At 20.3% G+C, this 16,798-nt stretch carries 21 protein-coding genes and 5 pseudogenes; 17 read left to right on the forward strand and 9 right to left on the reverse strand.

Translation table 4 applies throughout. The annotated features are described in order from the left end of the window. Positions 1-43 precede the first annotated feature (43 nt). Positions 44-373: pseudogene (locus AACL24_RS12935) on the forward strand (transposase); the annotation flags it as partial. A gap of 194 nt (positions 374-567) precedes the next feature. Here AACL24_RS12935 and AACL24_RS12940 read toward each other — a convergent pair. From AACL24_RS12940 to AACL24_RS12950, 3 genes are read right to left on the reverse strand one after another with little or no spacing between them, the layout of a single operon-like run. After that, positions 568-975 (reverse strand): transposase family protein, encoded by a 408-nt coding sequence (locus AACL24_RS12940; protein WP_339045908.1) that lies wholly within the window; start codon positions 973-975, stop codon positions 568-570. A gap of 23 nt (positions 976-998) precedes the next feature. Further along, positions 999-1,259 (reverse strand): hypothetical protein, encoded by a 261-nt coding sequence (locus tag AACL24_RS12945; RefSeq protein ID WP_339047192.1) that lies wholly within the window; start codon positions 1,257-1,259, stop codon positions 999-1,001. A gap of 11 nt (positions 1,260-1,270) precedes the next feature. After that, positions 1,271-1,420: a hypothetical protein gene (locus AACL24_RS12950; protein ID WP_339047194.1), complete on the reverse strand. Its 150-nt coding sequence runs from the start codon at positions 1,418-1,420 to the stop codon at positions 1,271-1,273. A gap of 107 nt (positions 1,421-1,527) precedes the next feature. Here AACL24_RS12950 and AACL24_RS12955 point away from each other — a divergent pair. Further along, positions 1,528-2,442: pseudogene (locus AACL24_RS12955) on the forward strand (IS256 family transposase); the annotation flags it as partial. 614 nt (positions 2,443-3,056) lie between these two features. Here the strand turns inward: AACL24_RS12955 and AACL24_RS12960 are convergent. After that, positions 3,057-3,886, reverse strand: a protein-coding gene (locus AACL24_RS12960; RefSeq protein ID WP_339045885.1) for an IS5 family transposase whose coding sequence is annotated in 2 segments (ribosomal slippage) — positions 3,057-3,490 and positions 3,490-3,886 — 831 coding nt in all. Because the reading frame shifts where the segments join, the coding sequence is not laid out codon by codon here. 103 nt (positions 3,887-3,989) lie between these two features. Here AACL24_RS12960 and AACL24_RS12965 point away from each other — a divergent pair. Both AACL24_RS12965 and AACL24_RS12970 read left to right on the forward strand, forming a co-directional pair. Further along, complete coding sequence (locus tag AACL24_RS12965) at positions 3,990-4,412, forward strand: transposase family protein (protein WP_339047134.1); 423 nt, start codon at positions 3,990-3,992, stop codon at positions 4,410-4,412. Between the two features lie 23 nt (positions 4,413-4,435). Next, positions 4,436-4,843 carry a transposase family protein gene (locus AACL24_RS12970; protein WP_339045908.1) on the forward strand — a complete coding sequence of 136 codons (408 nt, stop codon included), beginning with the start codon at positions 4,436-4,438 and terminating at the stop codon, positions 4,841-4,843. A 306-nt stretch (positions 4,844-5,149) separates the two neighbouring features. Here the strand turns inward: AACL24_RS12970 and AACL24_RS12975 are convergent, their stop codons facing one another. Further along, positions 5,150-5,335 (reverse strand): hypothetical protein, encoded by a 186-nt coding sequence (locus tag AACL24_RS12975; protein ID WP_339047195.1) that lies wholly within the window; start codon positions 5,333-5,335, stop codon positions 5,150-5,152. Further along, complete coding sequence (locus tag AACL24_RS12980; protein ID WP_339047196.1) at positions 5,325-5,483, reverse strand: hypothetical protein; 159 nt, start codon at positions 5,481-5,483, stop codon at positions 5,325-5,327. The genes AACL24_RS12975 and AACL24_RS12980 overlap by 11 nt, the downstream gene beginning before the upstream one ends. A 152-nt stretch (positions 5,484-5,635) precedes the next feature. On the opposite strand from AACL24_RS12980, the pseudogene AACL24_RS12985 reads away from it, so the two are divergent. From AACL24_RS12985 to AACL24_RS13020, 8 genes and pseudogenes are all read left to right on the forward strand, one after another. Continuing rightward, positions 5,636-6,466 (forward strand): annotated as a pseudogene (locus tag AACL24_RS12985) (IS5 family transposase). Between the two features lie 180 nt (positions 6,467-6,646). Next, the gene (locus tag AACL24_RS12990; protein WP_339047197.1) at positions 6,647-7,165 is read left to right on the forward strand and encodes a hypothetical protein; all 519 of its coding nucleotides are present in this window, start codon (positions 6,647-6,649) and stop codon (positions 7,163-7,165) included. A 115-nt stretch (positions 7,166-7,280) separates the two neighbouring features. Then, entirely contained in the window at positions 7,281-7,475 is a 195-nt protein-coding gene (locus AACL24_RS12995) for a hypothetical protein (RefSeq protein ID WP_339047199.1), read from the forward strand. A 106-nt stretch (positions 7,476-7,581) separates the two neighbouring features. Further along, positions 7,582-7,857, forward strand: a complete 276-nt coding sequence (locus tag AACL24_RS13000; RefSeq protein ID WP_339047201.1) for a hypothetical protein — start codon at positions 7,582-7,584, stop codon at positions 7,855-7,857. Between the two features lie 10 nt (positions 7,858-7,867). Then, positions 7,868-8,032 (forward strand): hypothetical protein, encoded by a 165-nt coding sequence (locus AACL24_RS13005; RefSeq protein ID WP_339047203.1) that lies wholly within the window; start codon positions 7,868-7,870, stop codon positions 8,030-8,032. Positions 8,033-8,181: 149 nt separating this feature from the next. Then, positions 8,182-8,604: a transposase family protein gene (locus AACL24_RS13010; protein ID WP_339047205.1), complete on the forward strand. Its 423-nt coding sequence runs from the start codon at positions 8,182-8,184 to the stop codon at positions 8,602-8,604. 23 nt (positions 8,605-8,627) lie between these two features. Further along, positions 8,628-9,035, forward strand: a complete 408-nt coding sequence (locus AACL24_RS13015; protein WP_339045908.1) for a transposase family protein — start codon at positions 8,628-8,630, stop codon at positions 9,033-9,035. A gap of 277 nt (positions 9,036-9,312) precedes the next feature. Next, on the forward strand, positions 9,313-9,741 hold the full coding sequence (locus AACL24_RS13020; RefSeq protein ID WP_339047207.1) for a hypothetical protein: 429 nt from the start codon (positions 9,313-9,315) through the stop codon (positions 9,739-9,741). A gap of 116 nt (positions 9,742-9,857) precedes the next feature. On the opposite strand, the gene AACL24_RS13025 is transcribed toward AACL24_RS13020, so the two are convergent. After that, positions 9,858-10,115 carry a hypothetical protein gene (locus AACL24_RS13025; protein ID WP_339047209.1) on the reverse strand — a complete coding sequence of 86 codons (258 nt, stop codon included), beginning with the start codon at positions 10,113-10,115 and terminating at the stop codon, positions 9,858-9,860. A gap of 124 nt (positions 10,116-10,239) precedes the next feature. Here AACL24_RS13025 and AACL24_RS13030 point away from each other — a divergent pair, with 124 nt between their 5' ends. Continuing rightward, complete coding sequence (locus tag AACL24_RS13030; protein ID WP_339049458.1) at positions 10,240-11,478, forward strand: IS256 family transposase; 1,239 nt, start codon at positions 10,240-10,242, stop codon at positions 11,476-11,478. A gap of 105 nt (positions 11,479-11,583) precedes the next feature. Here AACL24_RS13030 and AACL24_RS13035 read toward each other — a convergent pair whose 3' ends face one another. Continuing rightward, a complete protein-coding gene (locus AACL24_RS13035) occupies positions 11,584-11,865 on the reverse strand; it encodes a hypothetical protein (RefSeq protein ID WP_339047211.1) in 282 nt (93 codons plus the stop codon). 383 nt (positions 11,866-12,248) lie between these two features. Between AACL24_RS13035 and AACL24_RS13040 the strand changes: the two genes are divergently transcribed. The 3 genes and pseudogenes from AACL24_RS13040 to AACL24_RS15635 all read left to right on the forward strand — a co-directional run. Beyond that, positions 12,249-12,671, forward strand: coding sequence for a transposase family protein (locus AACL24_RS13040; protein WP_339045912.1), 423 nt, complete (start codon positions 12,249-12,251; stop codon positions 12,669-12,671). 23 nt (positions 12,672-12,694) lie between these two features. After that, entirely contained in the window at positions 12,695-13,102 is a 408-nt protein-coding gene (locus AACL24_RS13045) for a transposase family protein (RefSeq protein WP_339045908.1), read from the forward strand. A gap of 203 nt (positions 13,103-13,305) precedes the next feature. Next, positions 13,306-14,855 (forward strand): annotated as a pseudogene (locus tag AACL24_RS15635) (protein translocase subunit SecDF); the annotation flags it as partial. A 16-nt stretch (positions 14,856-14,871) separates the two neighbouring features. On the opposite strand, the gene AACL24_RS13060 reads toward AACL24_RS15635, so the two are convergent. Next, the gene (locus AACL24_RS13060; protein ID WP_339049459.1) at positions 14,872-16,110 is read right to left on the reverse strand and encodes an IS256 family transposase; all 1,239 of its coding nucleotides are present in this window, start codon (positions 16,108-16,110) and stop codon (positions 14,872-14,874) included. An 88-nt stretch (positions 16,111-16,198) separates the two neighbouring features. Here AACL24_RS13060 and AACL24_RS13065 point away from each other — a divergent pair. Next, positions 16,199-16,792, forward strand: a pseudogene (locus AACL24_RS13065) (protein translocase subunit SecDF); the annotation flags it as partial. Positions 16,793-16,798 lie beyond the last annotated feature (6 nt).

The following is a 16,798-nucleotide window of genomic DNA, read 5'->3' on the forward strand; positions in this document are numbered from 1 at the left end:
TTCTAGTAAATATAATTAAATGACTAGAAAGAGTGAGTTACAGATGGCTAAAAAGCAAAATATTAATAATAATGATCCAATATCAAAAGCAGTAGATTTATTATTAGAAAATACTGAAGATTTAACAACAGTTTTTAAAGAGGGAGGATTGTATAAAGAATTAACAAAAAGATTAGTAGAAAAAATGTTGAATTCTGAGATGCAAAATTATTTAGGATATGATAAGAATCAACATAGTAATAGTGACAATGCTCGTAATGGTATAAGTTCAAAAAAAATAATAACTCAACAAGGTAAAATTGAGATTGATGTACCACGAGATCGCAATAGTAATTTTAATCCTGTAATAGTTGCAAAAAGACAAAGGACATATTCCGTAATTAAATTTAATTAATTGTCAATAAAATTGTTTTAAAACTATTTAGTGTTATTGAATATAGAAATAAATATTTTTTGAAAAAATAGTTTAAAAAATGAGTTTACATTTTAAACAAAAAATTGTTAATAATATTTTTATATTAACTCGATAAAAATTTAAATTTTAAAAAAATATTTTTAATATTTTTTTTATTTTAATGGTTTTATTTTATTAAAAATTTCACAAAGTAAGTTAAATCTTAAGTACATAAGTCTAAATTTAGATTTTCTACATTTATTTACTAAAATTTTGAATCTTTTCAATCAAGCAAAGACATGTTCAACTTTAATTCTAATTTTAGATACAATCTTATTGTATTTTCTTTCTTGTTTAGTTAATTTTTTATTTTTAGTTCTTTTAATTGGTATTATTGTATTTTTATAAATATTTTGTATACCTTGATATCCTAAATCACCAATAATTATTGTTTTTTCTGAAAATTCAAGATTTGAATTTTTTAATATTTGAAAATCATGCACTTTACCATTATCAGCAAAAATATCAACAATTTTTTTATTAAAAAAATCATATACAATTTGAAATTTTATAGAATACATTCAACTTTTACCAGAAAAATATTCTAACTGTAGTTTTTTTTAGTTGGTCTTTCAATTTCAATCTCAGTTGAATCAATTAAATAAAATTGAAATTCATTTGAATTTTGTTGTTTTTTATCAATTTTTAATTTATATCTTTCTTTTAAAAATTGGTAATCTTTGTGGTTACTAAGTTTATTTTCTACTCAAGTAATATTTCGAAAACAACTTGATGGGCTCATTTTAGATTTAATACTCATTTGAAAAAAAGTATAATATTCTTTTCAGTATAATAAAGTCATCATTAATCTTTCTTCTACTGAAAGTTTATTTTTTCGACCTTTATTTTTTCTAATTTTTCTATTTCAATTAATTTTTCTAACATTTCATTAAAATGAAAACGTTTTATACCAAAATATCTATAAAATTCTTCATTTTTTAATTTTTTTAAATTTTCAAAAATCATTTTTATCAACACTTTTCTAAATTTATTGTTAATAACAAAATTATAAAATAAATTTTAAAATTATTAATTGACTTTTAAAAAATTTAATTACAGAATATGTCTAAAGAAGATTTGATGGTTTTGATCAACAAGTTCTTTCTTTATATGCAAAAGGTATGACATTATCAGATATTAGAATGCAATTACAAGAGTTATATCATGGTGCTGATATTAGTGAAAGTGTTATTAGTCAAATTACTGATGATGTTATTGATGATGTAAAAGCATGGCAAAATCGACCATTAGAAAGTGTCTATCCGATTGTTTATTTTGATTGCATAGTAGTGAAAGTACGACAAGATAAAAGGATTATTAATAAATCAGTTTATATAGCTTTAGGAGTTGATTTAGAAGGTAAAAAAGATGTTTTAGGTTTATGAATTAGTGAAAATGAAGGTGCTAAATTTTGATTAGCAAATTTAACAGAAATGAAAAATCGTGGCTTAAATGATATTCTTATTGCCTGCAGTGATAATTTAACAGGCATGTCAGAAGCAATACAATCAGTTTATCTTAAAACAGAACATCAATTATGCATAGTTCATCAAATTAGAAATAGTTTGAAATATGTCTCATATAAGCATAGAAAATCTCTAGTTGCAGATTTAAAACCAATTTATACTGCATGTAGTGAAGAACAAGCAATGCAGGCTTTAGAATCCTTTGAAAATAAGTGAAATAAACAATATCCTCAAATTGCTAAATCTTGATATAAAAATTGAGATAATTTAATGGTTTTTATTAGTTATCCTACAGAAATCAAAAGAGTTATTTATACAACAAATGCTATTGAATCTGTAAATAGTCAATTACGAAAAGTTATCAGAAATAAAAAAGTTTTTCCTAATGATATGGCAGTTTTTAAAATATTTTATTTAGCAATTGAAAATATAACAAAAAAATGAACAATGCCCATTCAAAATTGAAATACAGCAATTGCTCATTTTATGATAAAATTTGAAGATAGAATTAATCTAAACTAGTACTTTGTAAAACAAAGATACACAGATTACATAAAAGCCTCTATAAATTAGGTAAAAAATCAATTACAAAAAATATTGAAAGTATTAAAGGTAGTGAAATTTTAAAATATATAAAAAATATTTCAGATATTACTACAAATGAAAATGAATTAATAGCTTGTGATGAAAAACTTAATGAACAATATAATGGTTATTATATTTTTACAAATGATAAAAATCAAAAATGTTTTAAATATAACATTACATGAGAACAAGATATGAAAAGTTTTAAAATAAATAATCCATATAAAGATAATGATTTAGCGATTAATTATATTGTTACACCAATGAAAGATATAAATACTCATAATAAAAAATATTTTATTTAAAGTATTAAAGGAAATTAATATGTTATTAAATGTTGAAAAAATAGAATTAATTAAAAATTTATGTAATAGATTTCTTGCAAAACTATGATATTAATCACATTTTTTAAGTTTAAAAATTTATTTTAATAACACTTTTAATATTTTTTAAAAATTATTGTTCAAAATATGTTTTATTTTTTGTCATTAAAATACAACAAAAATTATTATTTCAAATAAAAAAATAAAATATTAAATTATCAAATATATTTAAATTAATAATTGTAAATTATAAATTGAAGCTATTAAATTAAATCTTAATGCAAATTTTTTTCTTCTATTTCGATATTTTTCACTAATAATTTTAAATTTTTTAAGAATCGCAAAAACATGTTCAATAACAACTCTCATTTTTGAAATAGCCTTATTATTTTTCTTTTCTTCTTTAGTTAAAGGGTTTTTCTTTGATTTTCGTTTAGGTAATAAGACATTTTTATGTATGTTTTGTATACCTTGATATCCTAAATCTACTAAAATAGTTGTTTCTGATAAAAATTTCGTTTTTGAATTTTTTAAAATTTTAAAATCATGATTTTTACCATAAGAAAAATAAGAACTTATAATTTTTTTACTATCTTTTTCAATTATGACTTGAGTTTTTATTGTATGTTTTTTCTTTTTTCCTGAATAATATTGTTTTTGACTTTTTTTGGGCGTTGAATAGTACTTTCAGTCACATCAATGATAACTGTTTTATCTTTAAAATTATTATTTAACAGTGATTTTTGCCCATCAAGTTGTTGAAAATCAGGATGTTTTATTAAAGTATTTTCTATTCACTTGATATTCCTATAGCAACTACTTTCACTAATTCCATAACTTTTAGCAATATGAAAATAAGTTCGATACTCTCTTCAATATTCTAAAGTCATTAATAAACGATTTTCTAATGATAATTTATTAGGTGTACCACCATTTTTAAACTTTTTTACTTCTTCTGTCTTTAAAATTTCTAGAATTTTATTAAAAATAATATCATTTATACCAGTTAATCTTAATAATTCTGGATTGTTAATAGTTTTTAATTTATCAAACATCATAAGACATATTCCGTAATTAAATTTTTTAAAAGTCAATTAATAATTTTAAAATTTATTTTATAATTTTGTTATTAACAATAAATTTAGAAAAGTGTTGATAAAAATGATTTTTGAAAATTTAAAAAAATTAAAAAATGAAGAATTTTATAGATATTTTGGTATAAAACGTTTTCATTTTAATGAAATGTTAGAAAAATTAATTGAAATAGAAAAATTAGAAAAAAATAAAGGTCGAAAAAATAAACTTTCAGTAGAAGAAAGATTAATGATGACTTTATTATACTGAAAAGAATATTATACTTTTTTTCAAATGAGTATTAAATCTAAAATGAGCCCATCAAGTTGTTTTCGAAATATTACTTGAGTAGAAAATAAACTTAGTAACCACAAAGATTACCAATTTTTAAAAGAAAGATATAAATTAAAAATTGATAAAAAACAACAAAATTCAAATGAATTTCAATTTTATTTAATTGATTCAACTGAGATTGAAATTGAAAGACCAACTAAAAAAAACTACAGTTAGAATATTTTTCTGGTAAAAGTTGAATGTATTCTATAAAATTTCAAATTGTATATGATTTTTTTAATAAAAAAATTGTTGATATTTTTGCTGATAATGGTAAAGTGCATGATTTTCAAATATTAAAAAATTCAAATCTTGAATTTTCAGAAAAAACAATAATTATTGGTGATTTAGGATATCAAGGTATACAAAATATTTATAAAAATACAATAATACCAATTAAAAGAACTAAAAATAAAAAATTAACTAAACAAGAAAGAAAATACAATAAGATTGTATCTAAAATTAGAATTAAAGTTGAACATGTCTTTGCTTGATTGAAAAGATTCAAAATTTTAGTAAATAAATGTAGAAAATCTAAATTTAGACTTATGTACTTAAGATTTAACTTACTTTGTGAAATTTTTAATAAAATAAAACCATTAAAATAAAAAAAATATTAAAAATATTTTTTTAAAATTTAAATTTTTATCGAGTTAATATAAAAATATTATTAACAATTTTTTGTTTAAAATGTAAACTCATTTTTTAAACTATTTTTTCAAAAAATATTTATTTCTATATTCAATAACACTAAATAGTTTTAAAACAATTTTATTGACAATTAATTAAATTTAATTACGGAATATGTCCATAGATTACCTATCTTTTTTATTTTTAATTTTATTTTAAAAATTAAATTTTTAATAGATAGGTTTTGCAAGAAGTCTATTTTAATAAATAAGCATATTTCATTTTTAATATTCTCCTTTAAAATTTTCTAATTGTAATTCATTAATATAATATTCATATAAAGAAGCTCAATTATTTGATGTTAAAAACATATCGTTTTCAATCATTTCATCAATACATTTATTACAATAATAACTATTATCTATTTCACTAAATCAAATATATTTTTCATTATGAATATTACATTTCATTTTTTTCACCTATTAATTTATAAAAACATTTATTACAAGTTCTATTTGCAAATGATGAACTTTTATGACAAATATCACATGAACCAAATATTTTATTCTCCATTAAATAATTAGGTTTATTTTCATTATTTTCTTTTAAATTAAGCATAATTAATTCTCTCTTTCTATAATTTTTAATATTTCTTGTATTTCAATATATTTTTTATTTTTAAGTAATTTTTCATTAGACTTCTTGCAAAACCTATCTATTAAAAATTTAATTTTTAAAATAAAATTAAAAATAAAAAAGATAGGTAATCTATGATGTTTGATAAATTAAAAACTATTAACAATCCAGAATTATTAAGATTAACTGGTATAAATGATATTATTTTTAATAAAATTCTAGAAATTTTAAAGACAGAAGAAGTAAAAAAAGTTTAAAAATGGTGGTACACCTAATAAATTATCATTAGAAAATCGTTTATTAATGACTTTAGAATATTGAAGAGAGTATCGAACTTATTTTCATATTGCTAAAAGTTATGGAATTAGTGAAAGTAGTTGCTATAGGAATATCAAGTGAATAGAAAATACTTTAATAAAACATCCTGATTTTCAACAACTTGATGGGCAAAAATCACTGTTAAATAATAATTTTAAAGATAAAACAGTTATCATTGATGTGACTGAAAGTACTATTCAACGCCCAAAAAAAGTCAAAAACAATATTATTCAGGAAAAAAGAAAAAACATACAATAAAAACTCAAGTCATAATTGAAAAAGATAGTAAAAAAATTATAAGTTCTTATTTTTCTTATGGTAAAAATCATGATTTTAAAATTTTAAAAAATTCAAAAACGAAATTTTTATCAGAAACAACTATTTTAGTAGATTTAGGATATCAAGGTATACAAAACATACATAAAAATGTCTTATTACCTAAACGAAAATCAAAGAAAAACCCTTTAACTAAAGAAGAAAAGAAAAATAATAAGGCTATTTCAAAAATGAGAGTTGTTATTGAACATGTTTTTGCGATTCTTAAAAAATTTAAAATTATTAGTGAAAAATATCAAAATAGAAGAAAAAAATTTGCATTAAGATTTAATTTAATAGCTTCAATTTATAATTTACAATTATTAATTTAAATATATTTGATAATTTAATATTTTATTTTTTTATTTGAAATAATAATTTTTGTTGTATTTTAATGACAAAAAATAAAACATATTTTGAACAATAATTTTTAAAAAATATTAAAAGTGTTATTAAAATAAATTTTTAAACTTAAAAAATGTGATTAATATCATAGTTTTGCAAGAAGTCTAATGAATAATTATTTACTTTCAATTGACCCAAGTATTAAAAATACTGGATTTACATTATGAGAAAATAAAAAACCAGTATTAGTAAAAAGTTGTAGTTTTAAAAATAAAAATAAAGATTTTATAAATATAACTGATGTTTTATATGAATATTATTATTTACGAAATTTACGAATTAATATTTTTTATGAACATTTAAATTTAATTATTGAACGTGGTACTTTTCATAGTAAAAATGGTATTGGTTATGAAACACAAGAACATTTACGTGGTTTTATTGCTGGACAATTTAATAAATTATTAACAAAAGATATGCTTATTAGTCCAAGTAAATGAAAAAGTTGATATAGATTAAATTTTAATATTGATGATAATTTTTTAATTAAATGAACTAAAGAAATATCAATTAAATTAGCAAAACAAGTAATTCAAGAACAAAATTGAAATATAACTATATCAAATCATGATGAAGCAGATAGTTTATTAATTGGTTGATATTATTTAAATAAGGAGAATAAATAATGAAAAAGGAAAAAATTAAAATTAGAAATTATGAATTTGAATTAAATTCTTATGTAGTAGATTCCTTATTAGATGTTATAAGAGAACTGATAAAAACAAATAAGGAAGTAAAATAATGCAAAAACAAAAACAAGAAAAAGTATTACTTAAATGTATTGTTAAAGATTGTAATAGTAAAGTATTAGTTACTTTAAAAATTGGAAATATTGAAGATAGTGCTGTTCAATTTTTTAATATGTGTTATTTTCATAAAAAACAATTTAAAAATAAAGTAAAAGAAATAAAAAATGATTATGAAAAGAAAAAATAAAAATTATATTCCAAAAGGTGAATATGGTTGTTGATATTGTGATTGAAAATTAAGATTAAAAGTATATAAAAATAAAAAACAAAAATTAAAAGAAAAGGAGTAAATAATGAATTTATGAGACTTTTTAAAATATAGTGATAAATATAATAGATTTATAATCTACACGAAAAATAAAGAAATATATTTTTCATGAAATGGTAATTATTGTGCTATTGATGATAACAGATTATTTGATTTAAATTTAGCAGATTGAAAAGTATTATCATATAAAGTAGATTTTGATGATGATGAAATACAAGTATTTATTGCACCAGATAATCAATTAATGCATAATTATAATCATTTTCCAGAAACAGAAAAAGAAAGATTAAATTATAAATAAGGAGTAAATAATGACTAAAGAAATTGAACAAAAAATTATAGAATTTACTAATGAAATAAGTCATAAATTAAATACAACTGAACAACAAGTATTAAATAAAATTATTAATAATTATATAAATTTAAGTAAAACTTTAAATGAAATAACTGCACATCACAAAAAAGAACATATTTAATTAAATTATACATATTTAATAAATATTTATGATATAAAAAATACAAAAGACATATTCCGTAATTAAATTTTTTAAAAGTCAATTAATAATTTTAAAATTTATTTTATAATTTTGTTATTAACAATAAATTTAGAAAAGTGTTGATAAAAATGATTTTTGAAAATTTAAAAAAATTAAAAAATGAAGAATTTTATAGATATTTTGGTATAAAACGTTTTCATTTTAATGAAATGTTAGAAAAATTAATTGAAATAGAAAAATTAGAAAAAAATAAAGGTCAAAAAAATAAACTTTCAGTAGAAGAAAGATTAATGATGACTTTATTATACTGAAAAGAATATTATACTTTTTTTCAAATGAGTATTAAATCTAAAATGAGCCCATCAAGTTATTTTCGAAATATTACTTGAGTAGAAAATAAACTTAGTAACCACAAAGATTACCAATTTTTAAAAGAAAGATATAAATTAAAAATTGATAAAAAACAAGAAAATTCAAATGAATTTCAATTTTATTTAATTGATTCAACTGAGATTGAAATTGAAAGACCAACTAAAAAAAACTACAGTTAGAATATTTTTCTGGTAAAAGTTGAATGTATTCTATAAAATTTCAAATTGTATATGATTTTTTTAATAAAAAAATTGTTGATATTTTTGCTGATAATGGTAAAGTGCATGATTTTCAAATATTAAAAAATTCAAATCTTGAATTTTCAGAAAAAACAATAATTATTGGTGATTTAGGATATCAAGGTATACAAAATATTTATAAAAATACAATAATACCAATTAAAAGAACTAAAAATAAAAAATTAACTAAACAAGAAAGAAAATACAATAAGATTGTATCTAAAATTAGAATTAAAGTTGAACATGTCTTTGCTTGATTGAAAAGATTCAAAATTTTAGTAAATAAATGTAGAAAATCTAAATTTAGACTTATGTACTTAAGATTTAACTTACTTTGTGAAATTTTTAATAAAATAAAACCATTAAAATAAAAAAAATATTAAAAATATTTTTTTAAAATTTAAATTTTTATCGAGTTAATATAAAAATATTATTAACAATTTTTTGTTTAAAATGTAAACTCATTTTTTAAACTATTTTTTCAAAAAATATTTATTTCTATATTCAATAACACTAAATAGTTTTAAAACAATTTTATTGACAATTAATTAAATTTAATTACGGAATATGTCCAAACTTAATATAAGTTTTTAACTCATTACTTTATTTCAAAGTAAATGAGTTTTTATTTTGAAAGGAAAAATAAAAATGATTTTTGAATATTTAAAAAAAGAAAAATTAATTAATGATAAATTAGAAAAAATAATTAATAATAAAAATCAATTTGCTTCTGAATTTATTAAAGAAAAAGTTGATGAAGCCGTAAATATAATTATTGATATTGATACAAAAATGAATAAATTAAAACCTAATAATTTTAAAAAAATTTATTTTTCAATATTAAAAATATTCACTTTTGGAAAAATCAATAAAAATAAAATAATGGAACAGAAAATAAATTTTCTTTGAAAAAGAAAAGAAAATATATTGAAAAATATTAAAAAAATAAATGAATTGTATATTAGAAAATCAAATAAATATATAGAAATAGAAAAAATAAAAAAAGAAATAAATTCTACTGATTTACAAAATCAACCTTCAACAAGTGCATATAAACCAATTTTACCAAAAATGTAAACAAAAAAAGTTACCAATAAGGTAACTTTTTAATTAGGTGCCAACCTAATAACATAATATTCAGAACTTTTTTATTTCATATACTTACTTATGTAAGTAATATAATTATACATTATTTAAGATTGTGAAGAAATATTATTTTGATTATGTAATTTATTATTTTTTACTATATAAGCTATGCAAAAAAACAAAATAGAAGTAAATCCAAATACAATACCAAAACCTAATATTATATAACCAAATGTATTAGATAGTTTTTGATAATCATTAATAGGGTTTTTAACAACCATACATGCAGCAGCAATTATACAACCTATTGTAAAAATTATATACATAGCACTAAATAATGATAATCAAAAAAAATCTTTTTTCATAATAAACGGACATCCTTTTTTATTTTTAATGGTAATGTTTAGTAATCTGTGTAACTTACAAAAATAACTATGTTTAATTAATTCTAGTAAATATAATTAAATGACTAGAAAGAGTGAGTTACAGATGGCTAAAAAGCAAAATATTAATAATAATGATCCAATATCAAAAGCAGTAGATTTATTATTAGAAAATACTGAAGATTTAACAACAGTTTTTAAAGAGGGAGGATTGTATAAAGAATTAACAAAAAGATTAGTAGAAAAAATGTTGAATTCTGAGATGCAAAATTATTTAGGATATGATAAGAATCAACATAGTAATAGTGACAATGCTCGTAATGGTATAAGTTCAAAAAAAATAATAACTCAACAAGGTAAAATTGAGATTGATGTATCACGAGATCGCAATAGTAATTTTAATCCTATAATAGTTGCAAAAAGACAAAGAAGATTTGATGGTTTTGATCAACAAGTTCTTTCTTTATATGCAAAAGGTATGACATTATCAGATATTAGAATGCAATTACAAGAGTTATATCATGGTGCTGATATTAGTGAAAGTGTTATTAGTCAAATTACTGATGATGTTATTGATGATGTAAAAGCATGGCAAAATCGACCATTAGAAAGTGTCTATCCGATTGTTTATTTTGATTGCATAGTAGTGAAAGTACGACAAGATAAAAGGATTATTAATAAATCAGTTTATATAGCTTTAGGAGTTGATTTAGAAGGTAAAAAAGATGTTTTAGGTTTATGAATTAGTGAAAATGAAGGTGCTAAATTTTGATTAGCAAATTTAACAGAAATGAAAAATCGTGGCTTAAATGATATTCTTATTGCCTGCAGTGATAATTTAACAGGCATGTCAGAAGCAATACAATCAGTTTATCTTAAAACAGAACATCAATTATGCATAGTTCATCAAATTAGAAATAGTTTGAAATATGTCTCATATAAGCATAGAAAATCTCTAGTTGCAGATTTAAAACCAATTTATACTGCATGTAGTGAAGAACAAGCAATGCAGGCTTTAGAATCCTTTGAAAATAAGTGAAATAAACAATATCCTCAAATTGCTAAATCTTGATATAAAAATTGAGATAATTTAATGGTTTTTATTAGTTATCCTACAGAAATCAAAAGAGTGATTTATACAACAAATGCTATTGAATCTGTAAATAGTCAATTACGAAAAGTTATCAGAAATAAAAAAGTTTTTCCTAATGATATGGCAGTTTTTAAAATATTTTATTTAGCAATTGAAAATATAACAAAAAAATGAACAATGCCCATTCAAAATTGAAATACAGCAATTGCTCATTTTATGATAAAATTTGAAGATAGAATTAATCTAAACTAGTACTTTGTAAAACAAAGATACACAGATTACATAAAAGCCTCTTTTTAATTATAACAAATTATCTTGAATTTAAAACTATTTTATTAATATTTGACTTAATAATATTTATATATCTCAATTTAAACTATTATTATCTTGAATAATAAAATTAATTGATGTTAAGTTATTAAATAATAAATCAAATCCTCCCCTATTTCCATTATCTTTTAATGTTATTTCGTAATTATTTATTGAATAATTACTTTTTATTTTATAGTATGTATAAGATTTACCAGTTAAATTACCATCTGCTGGATTATAAAGTGCTGACCAATCTATATTATGAGACCAACTATATTGTTTTTCTATTATATTAGATTGATATTTTTCAAAAATTAAATCTTTCAAATTAATGGTTATACTTGTATTTTTAATTTCTTTTGTTGGATTAAAACTTTCTGTTGTAGAAAATTTTGTTTCTACTCATGTTCTATTATGATATCCAGAAGCATTTTGAATTTCTTCTTTAGTTTCAATATTATAACTATAATAAATAGTTATTGATTTATAATACCTTTTTAAATCATTAAAAGTATTAATTAATAATGTGGGGTCTAAATAATCTTTTAAATTAATATTTTTAGATGAAATTACTGGTTGATTATTATTAAATCACTCTTCAGTATTTTAGACATATTCCGTAATTAAATTTTTTAAAAGTCAATTAATAATTTTAAAATTTATTTTATAATTTTGTTATTAACAATAAATTTAGAAAAGTGTTGATAAAAATGATTTTTGAAAATTTAAAAAAATTAAAAAATGAAGAATTTTATAGATATTTTGGTATAAAACGTTTTCATTTTAATGAAATGTTAGAAAAATTAATTGAAATAGAAAAATTAGAAAAAAATAAAGGTCGAAAAAATAAACTTTCAGTAGAAGAAAGATTAATGATGACTTTATTATACTGAAAAGAATATTATACTTTTTTTCAAATGAGTATTAAATCTAAAATGAGCCCATCAAGTTGTTTTCGAAATATTACTTGAGTAGAAAATAAACTTAGTAACCACAAAGATTACCAATTTTTAAAAGAAAGATATAAATTAAAAATTGATAAAAAACAAGAAAATTCAAATGAATTTCAATTTTATTTAATTGATTCAACTGAGATTGAAATTGAAAGACCAACTAAAAAAAACTACAGTTAGAATATTTTTCTGGTAAAAGTTGAATGTATTCTATAAAATTTCAAATTGTATATGATTTTTTTAATAAAAAAATTGTTGATATTTTTGCTGATAATGGTAAAGTGCATGATTTTCAAATATTAAAAAATTCAAATCTTGAATTTTCAGAAAAAACAATAATTATTGGTGATTTAGGATATCAAGGTATACAAAATATTTATAAAAATACAATAATACCAATTAAAAGAACTAAAAATAAAAAATTAACTAAACAAGAAAGAAAATACAATAAGATTGTATCTAAAATTAGAATTAAAGTTGAACATGTCTTTGCTTGATTGAAAAGATTCAAAATTTTAGTAAATAAATGTAGAAAATCTAAATTTAGACTTATGTACTTAAGATTTAACTTACTTTGTGAAATTTTTAATAAAATAAAACCATTAAAATAAAAAAAATATTAAAAATATTTTTTTAAAATTTAAATTTTTATCGAGTTAATATAAAAATATTATTAACAATTTTTTGTTTAAAATGTAAACTCATTTTTTAAACTATTTTTTCAAAAAATATTTATTTCTATATTCAATAACACTAAATAGTTTTAAAACAATTTTATTGACAATTAATTAAATTTAATTACGGAATATGTCCTCCATATTGAGTTGGTGAAGTTAAAGTAACTAACAATAGTATTTCAATTAATTCAGATACTTTTAATCTTGAAAGAGTTGAACAAATGAAAAGTGTTTTAACATCAGGATTGTCAAAAAATAATTTTACTATGTTATCTTATGCTAATGTTAGTCCAACGCTAGGTGCAACATCTTTAAAAATTGCAGTTGTTATTATTATATTAGTTACCTTTGTTCTTATGACTATTGTTCTGTTTTATTATCGTATGTTAGGAGTTATTGTTCTAATTATAATATCATTATTTTTATTATTTACTATTGTTAGTTTTGTTTTCATTAATGGCATAATTGCTCCTGAAAGCGTAATTGCTTTAATTATTGGTTTTGCACTATTATTAGATACAATTATTAATTTGTTGGAACGTTTTAAAAATGAATATATGCAAGGTAAAACTTTGATTAGTGCTTTTAAATCAGCAAATAAGAAAACATTATCTTCTTCATTAGATTGTAGCGCTATTATTTTAATTGTTAATTTAACTATTTTCTGATTTGGAACTCGTGCTATCAAAGGTTTTATTATTATGACTTCTATTGCTACTTTTGGTGTAATTATTTTTGGAATTATCTTATTAAGATTAATGTTATGAACATTATTACGAAATAACTGGTTAGAAAATAAACCTCAACTTTTAGGAACTAATAATATTAGTAGAAAAAGCACTATAGTTTTAAATAATTCAATAGATACAAATAATATTAAAAGTAGTGATAAAAAAATAAAAAAACAATTAATTTCAGAAAAATGTCAGCTTCAAATTAGTTATAAAAATAAAGTTAAAGAATTAATTAAAAAATTTAAAGTTGATAAGCAGCAATTAAAAAAAAACATAGTAAATCAAGATCAGTTTATAAGTCAAAAGTAAAAGATTTAAAATTAAATCTTTCACAAGAAATTAATAAATTGAAACAAGAATTAATTAATGCATTAAAACCGTTAAAAATTCAAATAGTTAAAGCAAAAGACAAAAAAATATTAGTTAATTTTAAAAATGTTTTTTCAAAACTTAAAATAAGTAACTGAAATTATTTTCATAAATTAACAAAATGAATTCTTTCAGGTTCTGCTGTTATTGTTCTTGCTTCAGGTATTACTTATGGTGTAATTGGTTCTAATTTTGGTTCTGGTTTTGATCAACGAACTGATTTTGTTGGAATGGGTACAATTACTCAAGATCCAAGTGATCCTAGTTACAATATTATTAAAGAAGCAGAATTAGCAAAAGATTTTATTAGTAAAGAAATTCAAAATAATAGTCAATTTAGTAAATATTTTAAAAATATTAATTTTTTCTTAATTGCTGGTGGTGAAGGAAAACCATATCAGTTTAAAATTATTCTTCAAACAACAGTAAATTCTCAAAGTATGCAGCAAAGGTTTAAGAATTGTTTAGGGGAGATTAATAGAAATTGAAAACAAGAATCTATTTTACAATGAGGAGAAATTGATCTAGTTGTTGCTAAGTCAGGTTTAGATTTATTAGTGAGGCTTTTATGTAATCTGTGTATCTTTGTTTTACAAAGTACTAGTTTAGATTAATTCTATCTTCAAATTTTATCATAAAATGAGCAATTGCTGTATTTCAATTTTGAATGGGCATTGTTCATTTTTTTGTTATATTTTCAATTGCTAAATAAAATATATTAAAAACTGCCATATCATTAGGAAAAACTTTTTTATTTCTGATAACTTTTCGTAATTGACTATTTACAGATTCAATAGCATTTGTTGTATAAATAACTCTTTTGATTTCTGTAGGATAACTAATAAAAACCATTAAATTATCTCAATTTTTATATCAAGATTTAGCAATTTGAGGATATTGTTTATTTCACTTATTTTCAAAGGATTCTAAAGCCTGCATTGCTTGTTCTTCACTACATGCAGTATAAATTGGTTTTAAATCTGCAACTAGAGATTTTCTATGCTTATATGAGACATATTTCAAACTATTTCTAATTTGATGAACTATGCATAATTGATGTTCTGTTTTAAGATAAACTGATTGTATTGCTTCTGACATGCCTGTTAAATTATCACTGCAGGCAATAAGAATATCATTTAAGCCACGATTTTTCATTTCTGTTAAATTTGCTAATCAAAATTTAGCACCTTCATTTTCACTAATTCATAAACCTAAAACATCTTTTTTACCTTCTAAATCAACTCCTAAAGCTATATAAACTGATTTATTAATAATCCTTTTATCTTGTCGTACTTTCACTACTATGCAATCAAAATAAACAATCGGATAGACACTTTCTAATGGTCGATTTTGCCATGCTTTTACATCATCAATAACATCATCAGTAATTTGACTAATAACACTTTCACTAATATCAGCACCATGATATAACTCTTGTAATTGCATTCTAATATCTGATAATGTCATACCTTTTGCATATAAAGAAAGAACTTGTTGATCAAAACCATCAAATCTTCTTTGTCTTTTTGCAACTATTACAGGATTAAAATTACTATTGCGATCTCGTGGTACATCAATCTCAATTTTACCTTGTTGAGTTATTATTTTTTTTGAACTTATACCATTACGAGCATTGTCACTATTACTATGTTGATTCTTTTCATATCCCAAATAATTTTGCATCTCAGAATTCAACATTTTTTCTACTAATCTTTTTGTTAATTCTTTATACAATCCTCCCTCTTTAAAAACTGTTGTTAAATCTTCAGTATTTTCTAATAATAAATCTACTGCTTTTGATATTGGATCATTATTATTAATATTTTGCTTTTTAGCCATCTGTAACTCACTCTTTCTAGTCATTTAATTATATTTACTAGAATTAATTAAACATAGTTATTTTTGTAAGTTACACAGATTACTAAACATTACCTTATTAGTTAATATGATTATTTCAATTGCTTTATCTTTTATTGTTATTTTAATTTATATTATTATTAGATTTCAATTAACTTATGTTATTCCTTTAATTTTAGCTATTATTTTTAGTTTACTAATGACACTTGCTATTATTAGTATTTTCCAAATTGTAATTTCTACTTCAATTGTTGGAATATTATTGGGAGTAATGATTTTAACAATAATTAGTATTATGTCAATTTTTGATAATATTCGTGAAATTAAGATTAATAATAATCAAACACAAGTTATTAGCACAGAAGAAATAATTGAAATTTCAAATAAAAGTGTTCAAAAGGTTTTACCAAGAACATTAGTTATTAATGGTGTAGTATTAATAACATCAGTAATTGTTATGTTTATTATTCCTAGTTTCTGAATAGTTAGTTTATCATTATTAATAGGTTGTATAGTAAGTTTAGTATCATCTTACTTTATTGCTCCTTTTATTTGAATTTATTTTGAGAAATGAAGAGTTTATAGATATAAAAAACGTATTAATAAAATTAAAAAACATTTCATTGGTGCAGATGAATATGTTATTAAAGGTATTAATGAATAGGTGGTT

The organism is Spiroplasma endosymbiont of Colias croceus, from assembly GCF_964020095.1.
GTDB lineage: Bacteria > Bacillota_I > Bacilli_A > Mycoplasmatales > VBWQ01 > Spiroplasma_E.